Below are 25298 nucleotides of genomic sequence, written 5' to 3'. Positions count from 1 at the left end.
GCGACCAATGATCACAGTGAAACGCTCACCATGGCTGAGCTGTTGGCTACCTATAAAGCCCAGCAGAATGTCGAGCGTGGTTTTAGGTTTCTGAAAAGTCCCGAATTTTTAACCTCCTCGTTATATCTTAAAAAACCGGAACGTATCGAAGCGTTGCTGATGGTGATGACCTGTAGCCTGATGATTTATGCGGCGCTGGAGCACCGGATCCGGCAGGGCTTAGTAGAGCAGAACCGGAGTGTGGCGGACATGAAAAAGAAACCCACGCAAAAACCGACTGCGCGGTGGATTTTTTTACGCTTTGGCGGGGTGCACGAGTACCAGTTGGGAGAGGCGCCACCTCAAGTCACAGGACTCACAGTGGACCAGCAGATCATTCTCGACGTGTTAGGCGAACGGTATCGGCAAATTTATTCCTAAATCAGGTGCGGAAAGTCGGTTTTATCCAAAGTAAATAGGTTTTTTCAGTCTGAATTGAGTAATGCTTGGTTCGCATAACCTGTCTGATGCTTTCAAGGAAAGGTGAACGAGTCATGTAAGCTCCTTTGTTGATTATCGAGTGTGTTACTGAGACTTCTCAGTAACACCTGATGATAAGGAGGCTAAACCAAGATAAGGCATTGATATTAATAATATTACCCCGTTTTGGGGTGGAGACATTACTGAGAAGTCTCAGTAATGTCGTAAATTAAAAGTAAATTAAGTCCTTAACTAGCTTCTTAAGTTATTGATCTTCAGTAAACTCATAGGTATAAATTTGTTTTGCCTTTCGGATGTTACTGAGAGGTCTACATAATAACTGTTAGATGTTGTTTGCTCACAGATAATTTTTTACAACAAGACTGATATTTTCAAAAAATACCCCTTAAACTTTACTCCTTCTTGATGCCTAGGGGTTAATTTTTATGAAAAACTGGATGTTCTTAACTATTGCAATATTTGGAGAAGTAGTTGCAACTACTGCACTAAAATCTACCAATGGATTTACTAAACTAGGCCCATCCCTTGTGGTTTTGGTTGGCTATGGAATTGCTTTCTACTTTCTTTCGCTATCTCTTAAATCAATCCCTGTAGGTATAGCGTATGCGGTTTGGGCAGGTTTGGGAATCGCTTTGGTGACTTTGATTGCATGGGGTGTTTATGGGCAGAAGTTGGACGCTTGGGGCTTTGTTGGTATCGGGTTCATTGTGAGCGGTGTGGCAGTGCTTAACCTATTATCCAAGGCTAGTGTTCATTGAATAGTCAGGCATCTAACAATCGCAGGCACGGCGACGGCTTTTCCGTTTCGGCTGCGCCTCCACTACAAAGCCGCGCGTGCTGCGGGCGTTAACCCCTAAGGAAGTATCGTGAAACTATCACTAATGGCAGCAATTTCGAAGAATGGAGTTATCGGAAATGGCCCAGATATTCCATGGAGTGCCAAAGGGGAACAATTACTCTTCAAAGCGATTACCTATAATCAGTGGCTTTTGGTAGGCCGAAAGACTTTCGAGCCAATGGGGGCTTTACCCAACCGAAAATATGCCGTTGTAACTCGTTCAAGCTTCACTTCCAGTGATGAGAATGTATTGGTATTTCCATCTATCGATGAAGCGCTAAATCATCTGAAGACGATAACGGATCATGTGATTGTGTCTGGTGGTGGTGAAATATACAAAAGCCTGATCGATAAAGTTGATACTTTACATATTTCAACAATCGACATTGAGCCAGAAGGTGATGTCTATTTTCCAGAAATCCCCAGTAGTTTTAGGCCAGTTTTTAGCCAAGACTTCGTGTCTAACATAAATTATAGTTACCAAATCTGGCAAAAGGGTTAATCGGGTAACCGGAGGTTTCTAGCCTCCAGTCCCCACAACACCCTGCATGCGGATCCGCACAGGGCGTTTCACTCAGAGTAGTGAAGCTTGATCCATCCATCACGCAGAGTTACTAGACCCGCCTTTGTCAAAAATTCATTAGATAATGCCTGATTGATCCCAGGGGTTTTAGAGCTGCGCCACGGACCTTTGCTTGTAATTCCACACGCGACTGCGGATTGAACATGCACACCCAATCTCATTAAATTTCTTACCTTGGTGCGTGGCTTTCGCCATTGCCGCCAATAGGCCATCCTGACTCTGCGTCGGATCCAGTGATCCAGTTCACAACATAGCTGATAACTGTTGGCGATACCAAAATAGTTAATCCAGCCGCGTATGTACTGACTGGTTTTAAAGAGCTGGTAGCTCATGCTGACGCCCCAGTTTCGATTGGTCAGTTCCCGTATTCGCTGTTTAAATTTCAGCAGCGTTTTGGAGTGCCATTTGATATGTCCATTCTTGAACGTAAATCCCAAGAACTTACTCTCACTTGTTTTCACAACCTGACTTTTCTGCGTGTTTATCACAAGCTTTAAGCGGTTTTGCAGGTAGTGAGTGACGCTTTTCAATACTCGTTCTCCGGCACGCTGACTTTTCACCAGAATGATGAAGTCATCAGCATAACGGGCGAATCTATGGTTACGCCGCTCCAGTTCCTTGTCCAGAGGGTCAAGCATGATGTTGGCCAGCAGAGGTGATAACGGACCACCCTGCGGCACCCCTTCACGTGTCTCATGGAAAAGCTGGTTATCGATAAACCCAGCTCGAAGATATCGTGCAATCAGTTGCTTTAGTCGTTTGTCATGAACCCGTCGGTTCAACAGCGACATAAGCAAGTCGTGATTGACACGATCAAAGAACTTTGACAGGTCAACATCTACGGCAATACGTCGTTTCTGTTTAATGATCTGCTGTACCTGCTTTACTGCTTGTTGCCCATTTCGACATGCTCGGAACCCGTAGCTGTGTTCTGAGAAGGTTGGGTCGAAGATAGGCGTGAGCACTTGAGCAATGGCTTGTTGAATGACACGATCTGTTACCGTTGGGATGCCAAGCGGTCGCTTGCCTCCATCAGGTTTCTCGATCTCAACGCGCCGGACGGGTTTGGGTTGGTAATCGCCGGAATATAACTCCGCCTTTACATTTTCCCAGCCACCGGACTTTACCCATGCAGGAAACTCATCGACGGACATGCCATCAACTCCTGCGGCTCCTTTATTGGCTCGAACTTGTTTCCATGCCTGCTGTAAGTTTGCCGGTTGGAGCATTTGTTCGAACAGATTGTTGCTAAAGGCTGGCTTCCGGTCAAAACGCTGAGTCACGTCATTGCCGGTCGGCATTCGTGTGTTCAAGTTTGACAAGGCTCCTCCTTTCTCTGAATGTTTAGGCCTTCACCTTGTCCAGCCCATTACGACTGGCATTTGGCTACTATGCCCTCTGCTGACTTCTGTTTACTCACGTTCAGAGTTACCCCTGAGCGCGCTATCGGATTTCATCTAGTTTGCTCCCTCAGCGCGATGACTTCTGAGGGCCGAGACACTTATATACCAGAGCCTGACTGGTTGCTGAGCCGATCGCACGGTAAACAGATCTCCCCAGATAAGAACATGAACTGTCACTGCGCAACTGCCTCATTTACGGTGGCCGTTAGATCACTTGGCTTCGCTGTCTTGTGCCAGCTCGCCTTCAGCCTACGCCTCATATGAGGTTTTTGTTCATCAGCTCGCAGTTTTGCTAGCGGCTTCCTCCAGACAAAACCTCGCGATTTTGCCCTTGCCATTTACTAGTAGTTATCGTTTACTGTATTGATTCAACAAAGTAAACGGTGATCTTCCTACAGAGGACTTTCACCTCATAAGTTCATGCCCATGCTGGGCGTACACAAACCGCTTAAATTCGTTCCGGCCACAAAAAGCGTGGCCTCCACCGGACTCGCTAACGCTCGCCGTTTAGCGGGGCGTTATATGCCTAAAGGAGTTTAAGTGTTACCTGAAGACAGAATGCCTGAAGCAGAAGTTACGCTTAGACTCGCAATGGCCTTAATCGCTTCTGGAAAGGTTGTAGGTAACGTCAGGGCAGCCATAGATGGTGCGCAGGTGAAAACCAGTGACACAGTGCATTTTCAGATAGTTGAGTTTCTATCTAGCTTCGGCTGGTTAAACTCAAATGCTCATGAACGATGGCAGGCCGAGTACACGAATGCTGAATATCCAAACTCAATCATAATTCACTCTAGTTCAGGTGAAGGCGATTTGGTGGCTGACCTGACTTCTGGTCAAAGACTGAGAGTGGAATCAAAAAAGGGGCCCTTGATACGGAGCAAATCGTCACAGGAGTACCCTTTAATACGAGAGGCGATCGGACAGCTCATAACAGTAGAGCACGCTGAGCCTTCAGATTTGCTTGCGGTTGCAGTGCCAAAGTCAGACAAATTTGACGCACTTGCAAAGCAATGGCGACAACGTCCTTTAGTAAAAAAGGCAGGTATCTACCTTGTTACGGTTGGACGTGATAATTCAATATCTGGTTTGAGCGATGTCGGCATATAACAATGTGCGGCATTTGAGTCCTACGGGCCTCTGCGATGCTCACATTTTCGCGCGCATGCGCACGGCGTTGTGTTTCAAAAATGAGGCAAGAAGATGACTATTCCGGAATCAGTATTAGAGAAAATTCGAGCAAGGGCAAAAGAGTCCTGGCCTGATGATAAGGACATGCGGGAATATTCTATCAGGGAAGAAATCGACGGTTATCGAAAATACCAATCAATAGATTTTTCAGGTGTTACCGAAAAGCATAAAGAACAAATCATTGATGCGGCTAAAAAAACATATGAAGGCTGGGATGAAATTGTCACAGAAATGGAAGATGAGATTGGGGCGCTAAAAGAGTTAATGGAATATGAGTCCTCTGATATTCAAGACCAATTGCTAGAGCAGTGGAAGAAAGAGGCAGAAGAAGAAAATGAAGGTTATTTCAGGGGGCAACTTGAGGCGTTAGCGAAAAAAATACGTCAGCATGAAACAATAAAAAATACCAGAAGAGAGATTGACCCAATAAAGCAGCTGCTTATTGAACTAGAAAATATAATTGGCAACGAGTGCTATAACGGCAATATTCAGAATTACAGCAGCTGGGGTGAACTTGAGAGTGAAGGTCGTTCATTTCGCTATCCGGTCAAATTCTTTAATGGGAAAGAAGAAACTAAAAGATGGAACGTTAAAACAGACATCCCAAGTGAAGAGCTGATAACCGGGTATTATCCGTTCGGAGCAAATGAATTGAGTATCTTTCGCGCTCTGCACAAAGCATTAAAGCACTTAGAGAAGAATTACGGCCTAAAATTACCAAAAACATAAAAATGGGCTCCAAAGGACAGCAAAAAGCTACGCTCGTACTTCGCATTTTGGGGTTAATCTATGAGTATCGACATGCAAACATTTATTATTGGAATTGTGATTGGCTCTGTCATTACCTTTTGTGGCTTGAAGATTAATCAATCAAAGAAAAATTCGTATAAATCAGCCAGCCTGCTTAAAGCAGCAACAACCTACTTAAAAAACGGCTGGTTTTTGAGGGCTCTTCAAAAACTGCATGTTGCTAATTATGTTCAATCTACCCCTCAAATAAATTATGCAATAGGTTACGCTAGTTTCAAGCTAGAGGATTTTGAAGAAGCTACAAGAGGCTTTTGGCATTCAACGTGTCTTTATTTGGAACAAAAAAAGAAAGTTGGCTGGGAGGATGAATATTACCTTCGCGCTTTTTCTTGTGATAGTTACTTTATGTGGGCATTATCAGAGGCAATGCAAGATAATGAGGTAAGCTGGAGCAATTGTTTGAAGTATTGCAACTTTGCAATCAATGATATTGATAACGGTCTATTGCCAAGAGCCGTAGAAAAAACATGTGCACCTTTGGTAGAGCTCAATGACTATGAGGCGGCATTCAGAATATTAAGAATTTTCTCGGGTTTGTTTAGCAACGGGTCTTCTAGTGAAGAAACATGGTCTGATATTAAATGGCTAAACTCAGAATTTGAGACTGTCCCTCACTCAATTAGACCCCTTCAAGAGTTTTTTGAAGCTTGCATTAATAAAGGAGGCTTGAATGAAGAGGAAGCAAAAGAGGTCTGGTACTCAGAAATACGCCCCGTAATTATTTCCAATAAGGAGGCAGTAAATATTTAACAAAGCATTGCACCGGAACTCGCTACGCTCGTCTGGTGAATTCAGCGTTCTGCTAACACCTAAAAGCAGACTTTGATGCCTTCATATTGAAATGTCTGCAATTGGCACTTAGCTGCCTGGCAACCGAGGTCTACTGTCGGGAATGAGCGAAAAGCTGACATTAGCGTCAATAAAATGAGCATGGTTTCATTTTGCACTTTAATAGTGATTAAAGTGCAGCTTTTTAACTGAAATAGTAACAAAGCGTACACCTTGTAAAAAAATAGGTAAATCAGGCACTGCTGTAACCATTTTTGTGGGCGACTAACATTTGATACACAATGTATTCTGAAAAATTCTTAATCAAGAACAGAAAAACCATTGCTATAAATGATAAAAGTACCTAAGTCTTTCTTTTCGTAATACCGTGCTCAAAACAAATTGTTTATCTCGGCGCAAACATGATCACTGCCATGCCTGCGAGCATTAGCACCACGCCAGCCAGATCCCAGCGGTGTGGTTGAATGCCATCTACTCCCCACAACCAGACTATTGCTATTGTTACGTATACTCCGCCATAAGCCGCGTAAACACGTCCAGCAGCCGTTGGGTGAAGCGTTAACAACCAGGCAAATAATGCCAGACTGATTGCAGCAGGTAACAGCACCCAGGCTGAAGCTCCTTTTTTCAGCCACAAGTAAGGCAAATAGCAACCGACAATTTCTGCTATTGCAGTAATGATAAATAAACCTAACGTTGTAATGACGGTCACTTCACTGCACCTTATCCGGGAATTCATCCCGACAATGTTCTTGTGTTAACTCCAGTTCTATCGTGGTATGTGCTAAATCAAACTGCTCCAATGCGTTAGCAATACGCAGCTTAATATCGGCATAATGGTTTGCAGTAAATGCCTTGCTGGCATTGGTTACCACATGTGCGGTGAGTACATGATGTTCACCATCAAGCGACCAGAGATGCAGGTGATGAATGCTGTCTAACTCATCAATTTTCAGCAAAGTATCTTGGATTTCATTTTGCAATTTGCTATCTGGCGCGGCTTGCAGAAATAAACGCGCAGTTGTGCTGAGGTTTCGTAAAACATTAACCAAAATAAATAAGGTGAAACCAATAGAAAGCAAAGGGTCAAGGATAGGCCAATCCACAAATTGCAGCACAATAGCCACAACCAAAACTGCAACCCACCCAAGAACGTCTTCAAGCAAATGCCAATTCAGCACTTTTTCATTCAGTGTATTTCCTTTGCTCAAGCGGTAAGCGGCAAAGCCATTGACTGCAACACCCAGCACAGCTAAAGCCAGCATTCCCTCTGTCACTGGCATTACCGGGTTAGCCAGCCGCGGTATTGCCTCAGTCAGTACCCAAACCGATCCGGCAATCAATACCAAGCCGTTAATTAAGGCGCCAAACAATGACAATCTGCGGTAGCCGTAAGTAAATTGTCGGTTTGCAGACTTTCGGCCAAGCCGGTTCAACAGCCATGCACTGCCAATAGATAAGCTATCACCCAGGTCATGCACTGCATCTGCCATAATTGCTGTGCTGTTGGTTAACCAACCGCCGATAAACTCAATTATGGTGAAACCCACATTAAGAAAAAAAGCCATAGCGATCCGGTTGTCGCTGTCGTCTTTGATATGTGAATGGTTGTGCTGGTGCATTAAGACTCACCTATTTATTGCTGATAACAACTTAGTTGGTTTGACTAACGGCTTCATTCAGTTGTTTTAAAATACCACAGTGCTCTACCGTGCGCTTCGAGTTGCAGCTAAGACGTAAAGCCTTTAGTTGTTTATTAAGCTGCGTTAAATCCGCTATGCGACGTTCTACCTGTTCGATATGCTGTTCAATCATCTGATTGACATCATCACACTGCGACATTGGCGAGTCATTCAAACTCAGTAACTGACGAATTTCTGCCAAACTCAGATCTAAACTCCGGCAGTGTTTAATAAATAGCAGTCGCTCGATGTCGGCCTGATCATAGAGACGAAAATTGCCATCACTACGTATTTTCGCCGAAAGAAGCTGCTCCTTGTCATAGTGACGGATAGTTTGAACAGAACAGCCGGAGATTTTTGCCAGCTCACCAATTTTTATTATCATGCTGCGGCCTATTGACTCTATAGTAACTACAGAGTTTAAACTATGTTCCATAACAACCCAAGGTTTATCGGTTATGAATCCAAAATGCTGTTCCAATGATAAGTGTAGCGAAACGGGCAACAGTGAAAATAGCGCCGTTGATGCACCTGATAAGCATGCAAAATATGCCTACCTTAGTGAATTTAGGGTGCCTAAAATGGACTGCCCTGCCGAAGAGCGTTTGATCCGTATGGCGCTGGAAACAGTTGAGCCTGGTGTTCTGTTACAGTTTGATATCCCACAACGGCAGGTTCGCGTTTTTCACACAGTTAATGCCAATGAAATTACACCAAAAATGCACAGCTTAGGGCTGGGCGCATCGCTGACAAAGACCGGGCCGGTGAAACACGAAGAGGTAACGCAGGCCAGACAATCCACAGCATCAGGTTCGCAGCGTGAGGGGTTAATTTTAAAGTGGTTGCTGGGCATTAACGCGGTGATGTTTGCTGTAGAGTTTGTGACCGGTTGGCTGGCCCAATCAACCGGGTTAATAGCTGACTCTCTGGATATGTTTGCCGATGCAGCGGTATACGGGGTTGCGCTATACGCAGTCGGGCGTAGTAGCAAGGTTCAATTAAACGCCGCACAGCTTGCCGGCTGGCTGCAATTGGCTTTAGCCTTAGGGGTGATCAGTGAGGTGATACGGCGCTACCTGTTTGGTAGCGAGCCTGTGTCGACGTTGATGTTAATTATGGGCGCTATTGCTTTGGTTGCTAATGTGATCTGTCTTTCGTTAATTCATCAACAAAAAGAAAGCGGCGCGCATATGAAAGCCAGTTGGATTTTTTCTGCAAATGACGTTATCGCAAATGCAGGGGTGATTTTGGCCGGATTATTAGTCACCTGGACCGGGTCACGCTATCCGGATCTGGTAATAGGGTTCATCATTGGATTAGTTGTACTCAATGGTGCGCGCAGGATTTTACAGCTAAAAGCGTAGCTTGTTGTTAAGTCGCAATAGCGCTACCATAGCGCTAACTTACTGAGGGATTTATGTTAGGTCGTACATCAGGCTTATTATTACTGTTGCTGACTATGCTGAATCATGCCGTGATGGCCTGTGATGCGTTAGTTATGCATTTGCCCGATCATGCCCATACCTACACTGACCTGCAACATGAACACTGCCACTCAGATACCCTTTTCGACGTAAGCAGTGAGCAAGTCACTGCACATAACGTTGAACATAACTCTGAGCATGATACCGACGAACACAGTAATCATGCTCATGTCACCTGCTATATCGCTTTTTTTCAGGGCATGGAGGTGCTTAACTTCCGTGACAGCGTTATAGCCGCTACCCAACCAGGGTTAAACCTCATTAGCTATCGCCCACCGGTGCCGCCGCCAAATATCTGATCCTGCTTGTTTATCCTTTTTATTAACGATTAACTTTCAGGAGCATACCCATGCGTATGACACTAATGCTGCCAGCAATACTGGCGGCGGTATTTTGCGCGCTTCCGCTACGTGCAGAGCCGCAAGCACTGACATTACAACAGGCAATAGATAAAACGCTGCAACACAACCCTCAGCTGCATCAGTTTAAATTTACGCAACAGCGTCTGTTTGCAGAGCGTGATTTGCAAAGCCTTAAACCCGGTTATCAACTCGGTGTAGAGCTTGAGAATGTTGCGGGCACCGGAGAGGCCAGAGGGCTGGCCGGTGCTGAGCTGACAATCGCCTTATCTTCCGTGATAGAGCTGGATAATAAAGCCCAATGGCGCGCTGCGGTAGTAGACGCCAGGCTCAATACTCTTGAATGGCAGCAACAGGCGCAAACCCTGGATGTGCTGGCAGAGCTTACCCGCAATTATATTAATCTATTGGCCAGCCAGCAGGAATTGACACTGACAGAAGAGGCCGTAGCGCTCTCAGAAGCCCTGCTGCAAAGCGCTGAAAAACGTGCTGCCAGCGGTGCCTTGTCAGATGCTGAAATCATGCGGGCAAAGGCGCAACTGGCGCAGGTTCAGATCGGGCGGGACGCCCTGTTGCAGCGCATTGAGCGGCAAAAAATAGCCATAGCACGTTTTTGGGGTGATACCAGCGCCAACTTTAACGTTGTGGCAGGTAACTTGTTTGCTTTTGGCCAAAGCCGCCCTTTTGCTGAGCTGTATCAGCGGCTGCAACAATCGCCGGCGTTAACCATTTTTGCCTCTGAACGTCGGTTAAAAGACGCTGAAGTGCGACTGGCACAAAGCCAGAATCGCGCCGATCTGAGTTGGCAGGTAGGGGTAAGACGCTATCAGGCCAGTGATGATACAGGCCTTACCTTTGGTATCTCAGTGCCGTTATTTGCTGAACGTCGCAATAGTGCAGCCATCGAAGCTGCGCTGGCAGAGCGAAACAATGTCGAGTATCGACAGCAGGATAGCTTACTGATCCTGCATGAACGCTTGTTTGATGCGTACTCGCAACGACAGCAATTTATTACCAGTCACCAACAGTTGGCGCAGTACGTGATCCCCAACCTGGAACAAGCGCTGGATCTTACGCGTGATGCATACCAGCGCGGGCGCTCAAATTATCAGGATTGGCTTAATGCCCAGCAAGAATTGTTGCAGGCAAAAAGACACTTACTGGAAACCGCCACTGCGGTGCTATTGAGCCAGGCGACGATTGAACAGCTTACCGCCGAGCCGGTAACGCAGTAACTGACAAGATTATTGCCCCGCTGCCGCACTTCATTAACTGTGCGACGTGGCAAACAGAACATACAGGAAGATAGCATTATGAAACCACATGTAACACTGGCAATGTTTATTGCAGCCTGGCTGATGCCGATGCATGTAATGGCCGCCAATGAGCAAGAACAAGCTCACGTCCATGCCAAAGAACAAGCGGTAAAGCCGCAATCTGACACTAAGAAAAATGAAGAGCACGAAGAACATGAAGAACACAATGAGCATGAAGGGCACGACGAAAACGACGAGCATGAACACAACGAAACCCTAAGCAGCCGCATTAGTGATGATATGGCTACGGCGGTTAATATTGTCACAGACCGTGCTGACAGCCAGCGATTACGCCAACATCAGGTTGTTTATGGCAAGCTTAGCGCTGATCCAAACCGCATCAGCCATGTTAATGCCCGTTTTCCCGGTATTCTTACCTCGGTGAAATTCTCGCTGGGTGACAGCGTAAAAGCAGGCGATGTACTGGCCGTTGTCGAGTCAAATGAGAGCTTAAATACCTATACCATTAAAGCGCCAATTGACGGCGTTATTATTCAGCGCAGCGCCAATGTTGGTGAAGTCGCACAGCAGCAGACGCTGTTTAGCATTGCTGATTTTGGCGGCCTGTGGGCAGATTTTCGCCTGTACCCGTCACAACAAGATGCTGTCGCGACAGGACAAAAAGTGGTCATTATGGCCGCTGACACTGAGATTAACGGCGTAATTGCGCATATCATCCCATCATTAACCCAGCCCTATCAACTGGCCAGAGTTAAGCTGGATAACCGTGACGGTAAACTGTCGTCCGGGCAATTGATCGAAGGTGCTGTGATAAGCGGTGAATTCAACGTTGAGCTTGCCGTTAAAAAATCGGCCATTCAAATACTGGACAATAAAAGCGGTGTCTTCGTGAAAAATAATAGCGAATATGTCTTTTCCCCATTGCAGCTTGGCCGTAGCGACATGGATTATGTCGAAGTGATTGCCGGTTTAAAGCCCGGCCAGTTGTATGTCACTACAAACAGCTATCTGTTAAAAGCGGATATTGAAAAATCTGAAGCCGAGCATGATCATTAAGGGGGCACTATGATTGAATCCATGTTGCGCCTGGCTATTGCGAGGCGGTATCTATTTTTAATGCTGACACTGTTGATTATTGCCATTGGTAGCTGGAGCTACCAACAGTTACCGATTGATGCAGTGCCGGATATTACTAACGTTCAGGTACAAATAAACACGGCGGCACCGGGTTATTCGCCACTTGAAGCAGAGCAGCGTATTACCTATCCGGTAGAAACTGCCCTGTATGGCTTACCCAATTTAAGTTATACCCGCTCATTGTCACGCTATGGCTTGTCACAGGTAACGGTGGTGTTTGAAGAAGGCACGGACATCTACTTTGCCCGCAATTTAATCAACACCCGGTTAGGCGCTATCAAGGATATGTTGCCTGAGGGCATAGAGCCTGAAATGGGCCCTATTTCAACCGGTCTTGGTGAAATCTTTATGTATACGGTGCAGGCCAAGCCGGGCGCGCTGCAACAAAATGGTTCACCTTACGATGCCATGGCACTGCGGGAAATCCAGGACTGGATAATAAAACCTCAGCTGGCACAGGTTAAAGGTGTGGTGGAGGTAAACAGTATTGGTGGCTACAACAAGCAATACCATGTGTTACCCGACCCACTGAAACTGCTTAATTATGGCCTGAGTATTAAGGATGTTGAACTGGCCCTGCAAACCAACAATGACAACCGGGGTGCCGGTTATATTGAACGTGAGGGCATGCAACTGCTGGTACGCTCGCCCGGTCAGTTAACCTCTCTGGATGACATTGCTAATGTCATTATTACGCAATACGACACAATACCGGTAAAGCTGAGTGACGTTGCCGATGTTGCCATAGGCAAAGAGCTGCGAACCGGTGCGGCAACTCAGGATGGTAAAGAAGCTGTGCTGGGTACAGCCATGATGTTAATTGGTGAAAACTCACGCACAGTGGCACGCGATGTCGCGCAAAAGCTGGAGCAGATCAAAAGCTCTCTGCCAGAGGGTATTATTGCTGAAGCCGTATATGATCGCACCACCTTAGTGGATAAAGCCATTGCAACCGTCAGTAAAAACCTGCTGGAAGGCGCATTACTGGTGATCGTAGTGTTGTTTATCCTGCTGGGCAACCTGCGGGCGGCGTTAATCACTGCGGCGGTGATCCCGCTATCAATGCTGATGACCATTACCGGCATGGTACAAGCCGGCGTTTCTGCCAACCTGATGAGCCTGGGTGCGCTGGATTTTGGCTTAATTGTTGATGGCACGGTGATTATTGTCGAAAATGCGGTTCGCCGCCTGGCACAGGCACAACACAACGGCAGTATCCAACCGCTGAGAGAGCGCTTAAATACAGTGTATCTGGCAACAGCAGAGGTTATCCGGCCCAGTTTGTTCGGTGTGGCCATCATTACCATAGTGTATATCCCTATTTTTTCGCTGACCGGTGTCGAAGGTAAAATGTTTCATCCTATGGCAGCGACTGTCGTTATTGCGCTGTTATCCGCCATGGTGTTGTCACTGACGATTGTACCAGCCGCTGTGGCGGTGTTCTTAAATGGTAAAATCAGTGAAAAAGAAAGTGCGGTTATCAGAAGCGCTAAAACCTTGTACGCACCGCTATTAGCGCTGGCACTGAAATGGCGCGCTCTGGTCATCGGTTTGGCCAGTGCTCTGGTTGGTGTGTGTCTGTGGCTGGCCACCACCCTGGGATCGGAGTTTGTGCCTCAGCTTGATGAGGGCGATATCGCTTTACATGCCATGCGTATTCCGGGCACCGGCTTAGAACAAGCCGTTGCAATGCAGGAAATTCTGGAGCAGAAGATCAAAACCTTTGCTGAGGTTGATAAAGTGTTTGCCAGAATTGGTACGGCAGAAGTGGCGACCGATCCGATGCCACCCAATGTGGCTGACAACTTTGTGATATTAAAACCGCGCAGTGAATGGCCCAATCCGGATAAAACCAAAGCCCAATTGGTCACTGAAATGGAAGCTGCTTTGGCGACATTGCCTGGCAATAACTATGAATTTACCCAACCTATTCAGATGCGTTTTAATGAACTGATTTCCGGTGTACGGGCAGATCTGGGTATTAAGGTATTTGGTGATGATTTAGATCAGCTGGTTACAAGCGCTAATCAAATTCTGCAAGCGGTCAACAAGGTGCAAGGTGCTGCGGATACTAAAGTCGAACAAGTCACTGGTTTGCCAACCTTGTCGGTGATCCCCAATCGAACCGCGCTTGCCCGTTACGGCTTAAATGTGGTTGAACTACAGGATTGGGTAGCAGCGGCAATTGGTGGTACGTCGGCCGGTATTCTGTATGAAGGTGACAGACGCTTTGAGCTGATAGTGCGCTTGCCGGAAACCCTGCGTCGCGATCTGGACAAACTGGCAGTGTTGCCGGTGCCATTGCCAAATGGGGACTTTGTGCCGTTGCATGAAGTGGCTACCTTAGATTTATCGCCTGCGCCGGCACAAATTAGTCGTGAAAATGGCAAACGCCGGGTAGTGGTAACCGCGAATGTGCGTGGGCGAGACCTTGGCAGTTTTGTAGAAGAGGTAAAGGCCCAAATCAACCGCGACGTTGCATTACCAGCCGGTTACTGGCTGGACTATGGTGGTACTTTTGAGCAGCTGGAGTCCGCCAGTCAGCGCCTTAGCATTGTGGTGCCTGTTACGTTGCTGCTGATTTTAGGTATTCTGGTGATGGCTTTTGCGTCATTTAAAGATGCGTTGATTATCTTCAGCGGTGTGCCGTTGGCGCTCACCGGTGGTGTGTTGGCCTTGTATTTGAGGGGTATGCCTTTATCAATCTCTGCTGGCATTGGCTTTATCGCCTTATCAGGCGTAGCGGTGTTGAACGGTCTGGTGATGCTGAGCTTTATTCGCGATCTCTGGCGTGAAAAAGGTGACTTGCTGCTTGCGATAACGGAAGGCGCGCTTACCCGGTTGCGCCCTGTGCTAATGACCGCTTTGGTCGCGAGCCTTGGCTTTGTACCGATGGCGATTAATATTGGCACCGGTGCTGAAGTGCAGCGTCCGCTGGCGACAGTGGTGATTGGCGGTATTATCTCGTCAACCTTACTGACCTTGCTGGTATTGCCAGTGCTATATCATTTGGTACACAAAAACGATAGCCGCAAACAGCAAACGGAATAATCATTAATCTGCTTCGCTGTAGCCCAATGCTCAGCGAAGCAGGCTTTCGAACGTTTTGGCAATAAGATGGGTGTTTATGCCAATACGATTAAAACGATAACCGCGTAAATAGTCAGGCGTATTAAGACGTCCCGCCAAATGGGGCTGTCAGCTAGCAAGGGTTGCAAGTCAGCTGGCAAGGGCACTGGCTTTAAAGCAGAGATATTCGCCCCACCAGGATTTCCCCTTGGAACCCAACCAAATATAAAACCCGGAACCGTTGCTATCAAACGGACGATCTGACCAATAACCTCGCGATTATCATTGCGTTTAAGCCCAATTCGTAACATCTGCCAGTGCGTCGCTATGTGCGGTATAAAATATCTCTGCCCTAAAATATGCGCTCTTTCAAGAGACTTAAACGCATTGTCTAAATCATTGACTTGTTCAGCCTCCATGGCTGAGCGCATACTGATTTGGTACTCATGTTTAATTTTTTTATTCATTTACTATCACTAAGATAATGAGTCTGCGAAAGAAAAGAGCTATCCTCGATCGCTAAATAAGAGACGCGAAGCATATCACTGATTATTAAATTAAAGCTTAACTTAAGTGTACTCTTTAGAGACTACATACATTAGATAATGATAAGACATAGATTCTATTCTGCACTTTAATGTGCATTAAAGTGCAGATCTTTAACTGGAACAGCGACAAACTGCATACCTTGCCACTAACATAGTTAATTTCGATATTGCTGTCACTATTTTAGTGAATATTAACAATATGTAAAACAACCTTGAGTTGTGATTGATTAAACTAGTAATGTCCGCTTTAGCCACATAAGTAATATTCATAAAGTGCGAATACTACATTAGCTTACTTTACTGCAAAAACCGTAACCAATGTCTTCATTGAGTCACCCGTAATCATAACAAAGTACATCTTGCTCTCCACGTGCTGCCAGAATTCGGCCTCTTGTGCATATTTTTTTGCTTTTTTAGTAGCGACGCTTTCTGGTAACTCGGCTTTAGTTAGCGCAGAACATAACAGCTTTGTGCACAAAGCCTTCCAAGGATGCTTAGGTACACCGTCTGAAAGCCTTTCCACAAACCGTTCCAGTGCATGACGAGTCACCACGACAGGTCCAATGTTCGGAACGTTGATGACCTCATCGATTTCTCTCACTGTAGCATTATCGACGCTGTATTCTTCGAAGGAATGTGAGAGCCAATCGTCCCGTTTCTCTACCGAGATCTGTGCTTCCTGGTATCGAGTAAGCAAAAACCTAGTCAGGATGTACAGTGAATGCTGAGTTGAGCGTTGTTTCTGTAACTTTTTGATGGCTCCTTTACTGACTCGGATTTGAAGCCCATTGCCGCTTCGGTTACTGCCCATCACCTCTTTCACTGACAAGAGGTGATGAATAGCATAGAGCTCAGCTGCAATTGGCTTTTGCTGCTCAGGTAGCTTGTCGTATTGCTCACCTAAATTGACCTTTAGCTCGCCACCTCTTCGAATGCCGGTCTTCCAGTAAACCGTAAACTCACCATCAATCTGCTTTGTTAACAGGGTTAATACCATCATGTTTGTTTCTCCTATTGGTTATCTATTTTTCATTCTCCATGTTTTTTCAAATATGCAAGGCGCAAAAAAAGGGGCCGAAGCCCCTTGGATCAGATATGAACTTTCGGAAAGCCGATGGCACCGTAAACATTCAGCACATCATTCCAATCCCAACTTTTCACGCCGAGTGACGTTGGTATCGGAGGGATCAAGACTTGTGACAGAATGCCTTTTTGCCAGGCTTTTTTCTTGAGTTCATTCGCTGCATTCAGGCCGGTCTCAGAGAGATCGTGGTCTGCCCAGATGTACAGCATTTTCACATTACTTGGTGGTTCAAACCTAGCCAGTAGCGTTGCATTCACAACCGACCAACATGTCTGTCCCGTAGCTCTGGTAACCGCTAAAGCTGTTTCGATGCCTTCAGAAACACCTAGTACTTCACCAGGCTCACCTATCGGAATGGCACCACCAGTGATTGTTCTGTCACTTGGTATCGGCATCATCTTTTTAGGCTTTTCAACCGGCGCTTTGAATCCATCTTCACTTAGGTAGATCCGATGAAACGTGGCCGAACGCCCTTGCTGCGTAACGATTTTACCTAGCAGCGCTGGGTAGCTATCGATAAACAGACCATCTTCATCATGGTAAGGCAAGTTTGGATGAAACCTCAGCACCGAATCCCATTCAGGACGAAGCCGCGTAACAATGCCACGACGATGCAAGTAGTTCCAAACTGGTTGCGCACGAGTATCTGCAAGAGATAGCGTTTCTCCCCAGGTTTGATTCAAGCGATGGATAATCGCTTTGTCCTCGTCCTGCTTTCTAGCCCTCCAATCAACTGCGTTACTCGGTATTGGCCGAATAGACGCTTGTATTTGTCCGGGTTGAATACCAAGAACCTGGCCGATTGCTTCAATAGACTGAGCAAAGTTCCATCCATTAATCCAAGACAACAGTTCAAAGCCATCATGAAAGATCCCGCAGGTGTTACAAACGCCACCTCCGGTATATTCAGCATCTTTGAACAGCCTAAAGCCATCACGACCGCCATGAACAGGACAAGCCACATGACGGCCTTTTCGAGCAATAGCGGCATCAAGTTCAGGCACCAATGCCGCCAAGACTTGAAGCCATTGGCCATTAAGATATGGCCTTACTGTTTCAATCTGTAAAGGTAACGCCATATAACCTCCTTAAGTAAAATGCTGACTCCTACCACAGGTGGTAAAAGTCAGCTTAGGTCCTGCATTAGCCGTTCGGTTAATACAGGAGCGTTAGTCAAGCTGGATACCATGTCGTCTTAATAGCCACATGATGGAGTCACGAAGCACATCAGGATCGACAACCGCAGCCATCGCGCAAACACGAAAGCAAAATGGCGCTAATTCGTCATTTTGAATCCACGACAACACATCCTTTCGCAACCGAGTACTGACACGGCCATCCAGCAATACTCGGATCGCATCCAATAGAATGCCTTCGCGTAACTGCCAGATTTCCGTGTCAGACCAAGTGACTGGGGCATCATCAAACTCAAATAGAAATTCGAGCTGTGATGATGTGTGTTGATGGGACTGCTTTTGTGATGTAGGAGAATGGGCAATGCGCCCATTCATTAAAGATAACCGCGTTCGGCAAGCGAAACGCAGCCCTCGGATGCGACCACAACATGGTCAAGCGTTCGAATATCAACAAGTGACAAGGCGTCACGGAGTCGATGAGTAATGCTTTTATCAGCTTCACTTGGCTCAGGATCACCCGATGGATGGTTATGAACCAATATCACTGCTGCTGCATTAAGTTCTAGCGCTCGCTTTGTTACTTCCCTTGGATACACGCTCGCCGCATCTAAAGTGCCTTTGAACAGCTCTTCAAATCGAATAACGCGATGCTTTGTATCAAGAAACAGTACGCCAAAGACTTCGTGCTCATACTCGTGCATCAGTGTTTGTAGGTATGAGAACGCCGACGATGGCTGTTCAATTTTTCGACCTTTACTCAATCGACCACGGGCAAGCTTGAGCGCCATATCTAAGATATCCGCTTCAGTCACTTGCTCAGGAACGATGTAAGTACCGGCTTCTTCGCCAGCTAAGAACTTTTTGTTTTTCATAGGAGTCTCCAAAAAAACGGAGACGAACCCATGCCCAGACGGGGACGGAATCGTCCCCGCAGGGTGGTAAAATGGATGTGGTTATTGAATTAACAGTTGTTGTGTTACTTCGAATAACTCACGCTTTAGATCTTTGACGTCGTTAATCACGATGCTTTGTGGAAAGAATCTCTCAACACTGCGTGTTTGAATCCCGATCCCCAGTAGCTCAAAGCCACTGCGTCTGCACCGGTCAACAATGTCATGCGTGGCAGCCCAATCATCTGGGTCACCATCGGTTAGCACTATCATTAGCTTTCGCTTCTGTTTTTGCGCTAACAAACTGTTTGCCGCAAACCACATCGCTTGTGCCATAGGCGTACAACCTCGTGGTTTTTGGTCAAAACAGGCGGCCCGATGTCGAACCGATTGCTTGGGCAACAACGCGATAGAAACTTCCTGATGAATACCAGGAAAATAACTGACCGCAGGTACAACACCCGGTATGCCTTCCAGTGCCATGGCCAAAGCCAAAGCGGCTTCATTGGCAACATGAAAGTACTTTCGATTACCTTCGCCAATGGGCTTACCCATTGAGCCCGATATATCAACAAGCAAGTGCACAGCAGCATTGGGCGCAATGCGAGGTTGCCTTTGAATAAACAATCTCGACTCACCTGCTTGTGAAGCGGCAAGACGATGGGTTGCAACTCGAAGACCTTGCCGTTTGGCATGATTCCGATTGTCCTGACTGGACTGAACCATGCCCCTAAGTCGGGCTCGAATTTGAGCGGACTCAGACGCCGACAAGGTCAAGATGGCCTCGTCACCCAACATAGCTTGCTCTGCTTGGGGCAAACTGAGTGGAGTGACGCCCTGATGTCCTTCAGCTTGTTCCGACAACACTTCTGCCACTTGTGCAAAGGTATCGGGTTCAAACTGAGCGACACTGGCCTCTAGGGCTTGTCGCAAATTGTCAGCTTGATCAGAGTGATCTGAATCACCTGTTTCAGCAACATCCCCCGTTGCAGACGAGTCTGTTTCTGGGGTTTGACTATCACTACTGTTATTGCTGTCATTACTCGCATCTTGTCCAATGTCATCACCGCCATCAGCATCCGACTCATCCTGTGGTGGACGAGATTCTTCTTCCAACATGGCAACGATGGCATCGACAAGTTTCAGCACTTCACCTGTAGACCCTAAGCTAGGCACTGCTGTCAGCATGGCACTTAACCGGCTCATCGCTGCGGCTGGAAAGAGTTGTCTCACTCTTTCATCAACTGCTTGATACAAAGGCGTCAGCGCTTTCTGGCCCAGAAAATGGCATCTCAAGCGGAACAACAACCAGGCTTGCAAGTTAGATGCAGGCTCAAGCTGTTCAGGTACACTCATTTGCTGAGTGTCCACCATGTACTCAATCACTTGCGAAATACTGCGCCGGGTTCCGGGGTAATCCTTTGCCAATTCGTTTTCAATGCGAACGTCCTCAATGATATTGAGAAGTGCCTTACGGATCGGCTTGGACGACGCCTTCTGCACCATTTCAAAATTAGTATGCCGAATATGCGCCGCTTCATGAGCCAGATAACCCCAAGCTATCTGTTGATAGTGTGGGTCGTCTGGGTTTGCTGTTGGGATCACAATCCGCTCACCATCGGTAAACGCATCTTGTCCTTGAATAAGCACCTTCACACCAAACTTTTCGCCATAAGCAGCGGCAACGATTGGCAGTGCGTTTTTTAATGGATGATTCATGGGAGTCTCCTAATCATTAGGGGGAATACTCCCTCAGCGGGAGCGTTTCCCCGCTGGGAATGTAAGTGTTTAAACCTGTGCTTTTAGCTTATCCAGGTCGTATTTTTGACCTAACCAAGCCACCAATTGAGCTGGACTCTCGTGCTGCTCAAATGACGTTTTAAGCTGGTCTAAACTCAGGATGTCATCCAATGTCAGACCGTACTGGTCTTGTAACTGAGTAGACACCTCGTGTTGATATTGCAGCCAGGCCCGCTCATGAACGGTTTGCTGCAATGCCATGTTTGGAACAAATACTATGGCCGTTACCCAAGCTCCTTGTGCGTCCGCATCTGCGATCAGCACAGGGTTCTTGGGGATCACGACACTATGTGTTGAGTACGACCGTTGTACTAACGTTCGACAACACGCCACTTCTGGTATCGATTCACTTTCAACCGCATCAGTCACACCACGAAAATGTGCTTCAAACTGGTTCAGTTGGCTGGGGTTATGGATGGTTGATTGCATAATTTCCTCTTACATAGTTCAGAGGACATGCGCCCTTCGGGGCAACATGCCCTCAAGGACGTTAGAAATAAAATGAGTTTGGTACAGTCGAACCAAGGTTTGGTCTGACGGTTGGTTGAGGTATTGCACGCAAGTTATCTGCCTGAGCAGATACTGGCTGTGCGGGTTTAGGTTCTGGTTTGGGCATCAGTTGCCTGATATCCAATTGGCCTTCACCGTGCATTCTCATCTTGTCTGGATCAGACAAAATTAAAATGGTCGCCATCAGTTCGTGATAGAGATTGCCTGTCACAGGGCCGGTCTTCGGCAGACGAACAAATAAATTGTCCATCGCTTCAACCATCGGCTGAACTCGGTGATCTAGGAATGACAAACCATCCAACTTGTCTCTTAATCGCTTGAGAGGATTAAGGGCTCGCTGGCTGATTTGATTCTTGCCTGCAACGGAACGCTCAAACAGCTCATTGGCATCACGAGCCACCTCCCTAAAGAGGGTGTGTCCCATACCATTGACCTTGTCATCTAAGCCACCAGCTTGTTCAGCTGGTTGCATTCGATAAATGGCATAATCGAACTGAAGCCGTTGTTCCACGTCTTCGATGGGCGATAATGCACGCCGGATTGCATCTGCAAATTCCGGGTGTTTTGCAACCCAGTCAAACGTCACCTGATCATAGTTGTCCAAGAACAACTGCTTGCACTGCGCAAACTCCTGACCGATCCGGTCAAGCTCTGGAACAATCTGATCAATTCGGTCTTCAGGCACGGCATAGCCACCTAAGAACCGCACACCGACTTGCTCACACAAACGCTGCGCTTCTTTCTTAAGCCTTTCAAAGTTCGCCAATGCCTCAGGGTCGCAAATTTTTTTACTCCCTAAGCTGGCAACATCCTTCGGTGGAAGTTGACTACCATTGGCTAGTCTGAAATCTTCAGGCCTTAGTTTTTTTCTACCGCTCCAGATGGAACAGTCGATGTGACAAATCAAAAGTTTGTCGAGGGTTTGAATACTCATAGTGCATCCTCATGCGAGATGGGGACGCACCACTCCCAACAGGAGCAATGGCCCCCGTTTGGGTGGTAGTAGTTGACGCGCTAATGGCAACATCACTATCAGAAATAGTAATTTTGCGAATCAGGCGACGATTGGTTGAGATCGATTTTCGCAGGCATTAAGTCCAGTGCTTCAGCTATCGGGCGAACCCGCTCTAAATCACTGCCTAATAACCTCAATACATCTTTTTCCAACTTCAGTTGGTCTGATACTTCTATCCCTTCAGGACTCGCTACTGTGAGCGAACACAGAGGTGGTAATTGACGCTTAAAGGCCAGTAACAGCAACAATGGCCATGGGCCATCATCAGTGTTAACAATGCCAGCGCCTTCACCTGACACCATGCTGATTTGATTGGTACTAGGTAATCCGCTTTTGCAAAACCCCAATGACCATTCTCCAATCCTGATCTGGTTATCATCAATAACAGCCAAGCCATAGGCTTCAAGCAGCTTTGCCATATCGAACAACGCTTTTTGCGCCAGCGAGATTTGGCCATTGACGTCCTTGCGAGTACGAAACTCCCAACTGACGTTATTGGCGCACGCGACACTATCTAGCGCATTTGAGAGTTCAAATGGCCGCCCTTGATGATCAATGCCGACTTGTCCAACAAATCGATAACCCTTGTTGATTTTCTCATTGATTCGTCGGTCTGCTTCAGCGTTAGGATCAGTCGAATCAATCAATCGCTGCTGCGACAATTGACCGGCTTTTCCAAACCGAACTTCAATCTCCTGGGTATCTGCTCCAACATAAATGGCCCATTCTTTGGCTGACCCATCAGAATGACTGTAACGGTAAAGAGCAAAGCACTTTTCCATCATCAATCCTCCCAGTGATCACCGAAGACATCAGCAGCAATACGATGAATGGCTTCTCGTTGCTCCAACTCAGCACGAGCCGTCAAAGACCGAACCAGTGCATACTCCACTGCGTTAGGAGCGCCTTTAAAAGCAAGTGTTAACTTTGCCCAGCGCACCAAGGTCCGAGTGGACATGGTGATACTAAGCTCCGCACCGCCATCCGCGCCCCCAATAAAAAGACGACGAATGTCACCAGCCACCTTCACCATTTTTTGGCGAAAGACTTCTGGCAAGCCCGGCGCAACGTTCTCCAGAATGGCTTCCTCTACAGATGGCTCTGCATAGGTCGCTTCAATGATTCTAAAGCGATCAAGGAAAGCCAAATTCTGTTGAAGCACGCCTTGATACAAGCCCGTTTGATCACCGCTGCCCGCACTGTTGCCGGTTGCGATAAAACGAAACTTGTTATGTGGCATGATGATCTCACCGCCATTTTGTGCGATGACCAACGGGGCACCTTCCAAAATGTCATTGAGCCCAGCCAGTTCAGCAGGCTCAGCAAGATCCATTTCATTAATGATCAGCAAATGGCCATGCTTTACAGCCAGTGCCAGCGGTCCATACACAAAGGTCATGTTGCCATTAACCAGCGTGTGGTGACCGATAAGATCGGACAACTCCAATCGACCGTGCGCAGTAATTTGCTGAACAGGCCAATTCAATCGAGAAGCAACTTGGCAAATTAGCGAGGTCTTCCCGCATCCAGTTGGGCCTGTAATATACAAACCGTCACCGTCTGGGTTAGACAAGAACGCCAATACGTCACGTAAGTCTTCTTTTCTAAAGACATACTCGTCCTTGCGAACGGGAATGTTTGGATGGGTAGTGTCGGCACTAAATCCTTCCAGAACGAAAGCATCAGGAGCCGGGACATTAAACGCTTGATTCACTTGAACCAAAAATGGGGATTGTTCAGTCATGGTAAACCTCATCAGTTTTGACGAGGCCCCATGCCCCAACAGGGAATGAAGTCCCCGTCGGGTGGTGTGTTGATTGTGGTATGGCTGTGTATGTAAGAGTTCAGCTCGCTCTATCATTCGTACCCAGCATTGGCTACGAGTGAAACTGCTTTCTGATGCACTCGATGTAAGCGCATGAGAAAGGAGCCGAAATCGGCTCCAAGTGAACGTTAAAAATAAAATGAGCTCGGCGAGTCACCTGGCAGAACCAAGTTCTCTTGCTCAAGGCTGATTTTGATTGGTGTTTCAACGGGCTGCTCTGGCTTATTGGTGCTGATACGCAACCGCTCTTGTGGCGCTTTTCGGTAAGCGGCTAAAACCTGTTCATCCAGCTCGCCTAATTTATCGGTGGCCAATTGCTTATAGTCCACCGTACCTGCCATCATGTAGCGGCTGAGTTTGACCCCAGCATAGTCGGCATGAGCGTAGTTACCCATCATAGCGACCAATTTCGACTGAGCATCTCGCATTTCCTCTTTCAAAGATTTAATGTGGTTTTCCAGTCGGACCACTTCGGCGTGTGCTGAGCAATACTGTCGAGACAGCGATGTCCAACGGTATTGGGCTTCACCCTTGGGAACAAAACAATCTTGCTCAGGGCATTTTGGCGGTTCTTTTTTAGTTTGAACTAACTCCCAAAACTGAAGCGCCGTTTCTTGCAACTCAGTTAAGAACGCCGCGTCTCGTTGTATTTCAAACTCAATCAGTTGATCCTCAAAATAGAATACCAACCAACCACGCGTGCTATTGGCGACCAGTATTTGATGCTGTACTTGTACCCAATACAACTGGTACGCCTCGCTTTGTTCTCGGTGAGCTTGCACATCCTCAAAAACTGACTGGCAAGGACATTTCAGTTCAACGGGTTCGCCCGCATCGTTGATGCCATCAAAGCTGGCTCGAAAGATTGCGTTATGATCGGCTTCTGCACATAACGGCAGAAGAAAGTCATTATGCGCATTCTCAAATGCTCGCCTTGCTTGAGGCTCCAACCGTATACCGCGAAGCACATTTGGATTATTCGACAGGTCTTCCGGTAATACGAATCCCGTTTTTTCTGCCCATAATCGCCAAGGTGTTTTGTAGGGTGAACGCCCCATAATAATTGGGGCTTCAGATGCCGTAACCCCTGCAATGCGCCACTGGTGCCATGCAGGAGTACGTTGTGATAGGTCGATAACCTTCATATTGTCTCCTTTGAGGGGGAGACTCCCCCGAAGGAGAGAACTCCCCTTCAGGGTTAAGTGGTTACTTTGCAGCTTGTGCTAACGCTGTTTGGTGCTGAACAACACTTGCTTGAACCGAATCAATTACCGCTTTACCGGCTTGAATCGAACCTAAGACAAGGGCAACAACCAATACCAAGCGAAAAAGTGAGGCTGATTTAGTCATGGAAGATCTCCAAAAAAAGACGAGACCTTCCCCCTGACGGG

At 46.9% G+C, this 25298-nt stretch carries 27 protein-coding genes; 11 read left to right on the top strand and 16 right to left on the bottom strand.

Annotation, left to right across the window (positions count from 1 at the left end):
- The 3 genes from AEA42_RS06375 to dfrA15 all read left to right on the top strand — a co-directional run.
- The coding region (locus tag AEA42_RS06375) for an IS1634 family transposase (RefSeq protein WP_156312282.1) at positions 1-420 on the top strand (420 nt) is incomplete at its 5' end.
- 485 nt (positions 421-905) lie between these two features.
- A complete protein-coding gene (locus AEA42_RS06370) occupies positions 906-1238 on the top strand; it encodes a multidrug efflux SMR transporter (RefSeq protein ID WP_055647263.1) in 333 nt (110 codons plus the stop codon).
- Positions 1239-1346: 108 nt separating this feature from the next.
- Positions 1347-1820: a trimethoprim-resistant dihydrofolate reductase DfrA15 gene (dfrA15, locus tag AEA42_RS06365; RefSeq protein ID WP_055647262.1), complete on the top strand. Its 474-nt coding sequence runs from the start codon at positions 1347-1349 to the stop codon at positions 1818-1820.
- 68 nt (positions 1821-1888) lie between these two features.
- On the opposite strand, the gene ltrA is transcribed toward dfrA15, so the two are convergent.
- Positions 1889-3223: a group II intron reverse transcriptase/maturase gene (ltrA, locus tag AEA42_RS06360; protein WP_055647261.1), complete on the bottom strand. Its 1335-nt coding sequence runs from the start codon at positions 3221-3223 to the stop codon at positions 1889-1891.
- A 621-nt stretch (positions 3224-3844) separates the two neighbouring features.
- Here ltrA and AEA42_RS06355 point away from each other — a divergent pair.
- The 3 genes from AEA42_RS06355 (at position 3845) to AEA42_RS06345 (ending at position 6052) form a co-directional block, all read left to right on the top strand.
- Positions 3845-4411, top strand: a complete 567-nt coding sequence (locus tag AEA42_RS06355; protein WP_055647260.1) for a hypothetical protein — start codon at positions 3845-3847, stop codon at positions 4409-4411.
- Positions 4412-4504: 93 nt separating this feature from the next.
- Positions 4505-5221 (top strand): hypothetical protein, encoded by a 717-nt coding sequence (locus AEA42_RS06350; protein ID WP_055647259.1) that lies wholly within the window; start codon positions 4505-4507, stop codon positions 5219-5221.
- A gap of 60 nt (positions 5222-5281) precedes the next feature.
- On the top strand, positions 5282-6052 hold the full coding sequence (locus tag AEA42_RS06345; protein ID WP_055647258.1) for a hypothetical protein: 771 nt from the start codon (positions 5282-5284) through the stop codon (positions 6050-6052).
- 424 nt (positions 6053-6476) lie between these two features.
- Here AEA42_RS06345 and AEA42_RS06335 read toward each other — a convergent pair whose 3' ends face one another.
- From AEA42_RS06335 to cadR, 3 genes are read right to left on the bottom strand one after another with little or no spacing between them, the layout of a single operon-like run.
- Positions 6477-6803, bottom strand: a complete 327-nt coding sequence (locus tag AEA42_RS06335) for a YnfA family protein (protein WP_011788527.1) — start codon at positions 6801-6803, stop codon at positions 6477-6479.
- Position 6804: 1 nt separating this feature from the next.
- Positions 6805-7713 carry a cation diffusion facilitator family transporter gene (locus tag AEA42_RS06330; RefSeq protein WP_055647256.1) on the bottom strand — a complete coding sequence of 303 codons (909 nt, stop codon included), beginning with the start codon at positions 7711-7713 and terminating at the stop codon, positions 6805-6807.
- Positions 7714-7744: 31 nt separating this feature from the next.
- A complete protein-coding gene (gene cadR, locus AEA42_RS06325; protein WP_055647255.1) occupies positions 7745-8209 on the bottom strand; it encodes a Cd(II)/Pb(II)-responsive transcriptional regulator in 465 nt (154 codons plus the stop codon).
- A 22-nt stretch (positions 8210-8231) separates the two neighbouring features.
- On the opposite strand from cadR, the gene AEA42_RS06320 reads away from it, so the two are divergent.
- The 5 genes from AEA42_RS06320 (at position 8232) to AEA42_RS06300 (ending at position 15081) form a co-directional block, all read left to right on the top strand.
- Positions 8232-9137: a cation transporter gene (locus AEA42_RS06320; RefSeq protein WP_011918388.1), complete on the top strand. Its 906-nt coding sequence runs from the start codon at positions 8232-8234 to the stop codon at positions 9135-9137.
- A 53-nt stretch (positions 9138-9190) separates the two neighbouring features.
- Complete coding sequence (locus tag AEA42_RS06315; RefSeq protein WP_008224341.1) at positions 9191-9556, top strand: hypothetical protein; 366 nt, start codon at positions 9191-9193, stop codon at positions 9554-9556.
- Positions 9557-9606: 50 nt separating this feature from the next.
- Entirely contained in the window at positions 9607-10851 is a 1245-nt protein-coding gene (locus tag AEA42_RS06310; RefSeq protein WP_008985545.1) for a TolC family protein, read from the top strand.
- A 78-nt stretch (positions 10852-10929) separates the two neighbouring features.
- A complete protein-coding gene (locus AEA42_RS06305; protein ID WP_055647254.1) occupies positions 10930-11949 on the top strand; it encodes an HlyD family efflux transporter periplasmic adaptor subunit in 1020 nt (339 codons plus the stop codon).
- Between the two features lie 9 nt (positions 11950-11958).
- Entirely contained in the window at positions 11959-15081 is a 3123-nt protein-coding gene (locus AEA42_RS06300) for a CusA/CzcA family heavy metal efflux RND transporter (protein ID WP_055647253.1), read from the top strand.
- A gap of 74 nt (positions 15082-15155) precedes the next feature.
- Here the strand turns inward: AEA42_RS06300 and AEA42_RS06295 are convergent, their stop codons facing one another.
- The 12 genes from AEA42_RS06295 to AEA42_RS22580 form a co-directional block, all read right to left on the bottom strand.
- Positions 15156-15566: a DUF3703 domain-containing protein gene (locus AEA42_RS06295; RefSeq protein WP_008985542.1), complete on the bottom strand. Its 411-nt coding sequence runs from the start codon at positions 15564-15566 to the stop codon at positions 15156-15158.
- 373 nt (positions 15567-15939) lie between these two features.
- Positions 15940-16647 carry a hypothetical protein gene (locus AEA42_RS06290; protein WP_055647252.1) on the bottom strand — a complete coding sequence of 236 codons (708 nt, stop codon included), beginning with the start codon at positions 16645-16647 and terminating at the stop codon, positions 15940-15942.
- An 89-nt stretch (positions 16648-16736) separates the two neighbouring features.
- On the bottom strand, positions 16737-17810 hold the full coding sequence (locus tag AEA42_RS06285; protein WP_055647251.1) for a primase-helicase zinc-binding domain-containing protein: 1074 nt from the start codon (positions 17808-17810) through the stop codon (positions 16737-16739).
- A 90-nt stretch (positions 17811-17900) separates the two neighbouring features.
- Positions 17901-18242, bottom strand: a complete 342-nt coding sequence (locus AEA42_RS06280; protein ID WP_032482365.1) for a hypothetical protein — start codon at positions 18240-18242, stop codon at positions 17901-17903.
- Complete coding sequence (radC, locus tag AEA42_RS06275; RefSeq protein WP_032482366.1) at positions 18242-18739, bottom strand: DNA repair protein RadC; 498 nt, start codon at positions 18737-18739, stop codon at positions 18242-18244. Before radC ends, AEA42_RS06280 begins: the two co-directional genes overlap by 1 nt.
- 81 nt (positions 18740-18820) lie before the next feature.
- Positions 18821-20476, bottom strand: coding sequence for a VWA domain-containing protein (locus AEA42_RS06270; protein ID WP_032482367.1), 1656 nt, complete (start codon positions 20474-20476; stop codon positions 18821-18823).
- Between the two features lie 69 nt (positions 20477-20545).
- Entirely contained in the window at positions 20546-20986 is a 441-nt protein-coding gene (locus AEA42_RS06265; protein WP_032482368.1) for a hypothetical protein, read from the bottom strand.
- A 61-nt stretch (positions 20987-21047) separates the two neighbouring features.
- Positions 21048-22001 (bottom strand): DUF3150 domain-containing protein, encoded by a 954-nt coding sequence (locus tag AEA42_RS06260; RefSeq protein WP_032482369.1) that lies wholly within the window; start codon positions 21999-22001, stop codon positions 21048-21050.
- A gap of 98 nt (positions 22002-22099) precedes the next feature.
- Positions 22100-22867: a hypothetical protein gene (locus AEA42_RS06255; protein WP_055647250.1), complete on the bottom strand. Its 768-nt coding sequence runs from the start codon at positions 22865-22867 to the stop codon at positions 22100-22102.
- Entirely contained in the window at positions 22867-23826 is a 960-nt protein-coding gene (locus AEA42_RS06250; protein WP_007104990.1) for an AAA family ATPase, read from the bottom strand. Before AEA42_RS06250 ends, AEA42_RS06255 begins: the two co-directional genes overlap by 1 nt.
- A gap of 209 nt (positions 23827-24035) precedes the next feature.
- Entirely contained in the window at positions 24036-25052 is a 1017-nt protein-coding gene (locus tag AEA42_RS06245) for a lambda-exonuclease family protein (RefSeq protein ID WP_032469937.1), read from the bottom strand.
- Positions 25053-25113: 61 nt separating this feature from the next.
- Entirely contained in the window at positions 25114-25257 is a 144-nt protein-coding gene (locus AEA42_RS22580) for a hypothetical protein (RefSeq protein ID WP_196982649.1), read from the bottom strand.
- Positions 25258-25298: the final 41 nt, after the last annotated feature.

Source organism: Shewanella sp. Sh95 (assembly GCF_001308045.1).
Lineage (GTDB): Bacteria > Pseudomonadota > Gammaproteobacteria > Enterobacterales > Shewanellaceae > Shewanella > Shewanella xiamenensis.
This window is presented reverse-complemented; position numbering and strand designations above follow the sequence as displayed.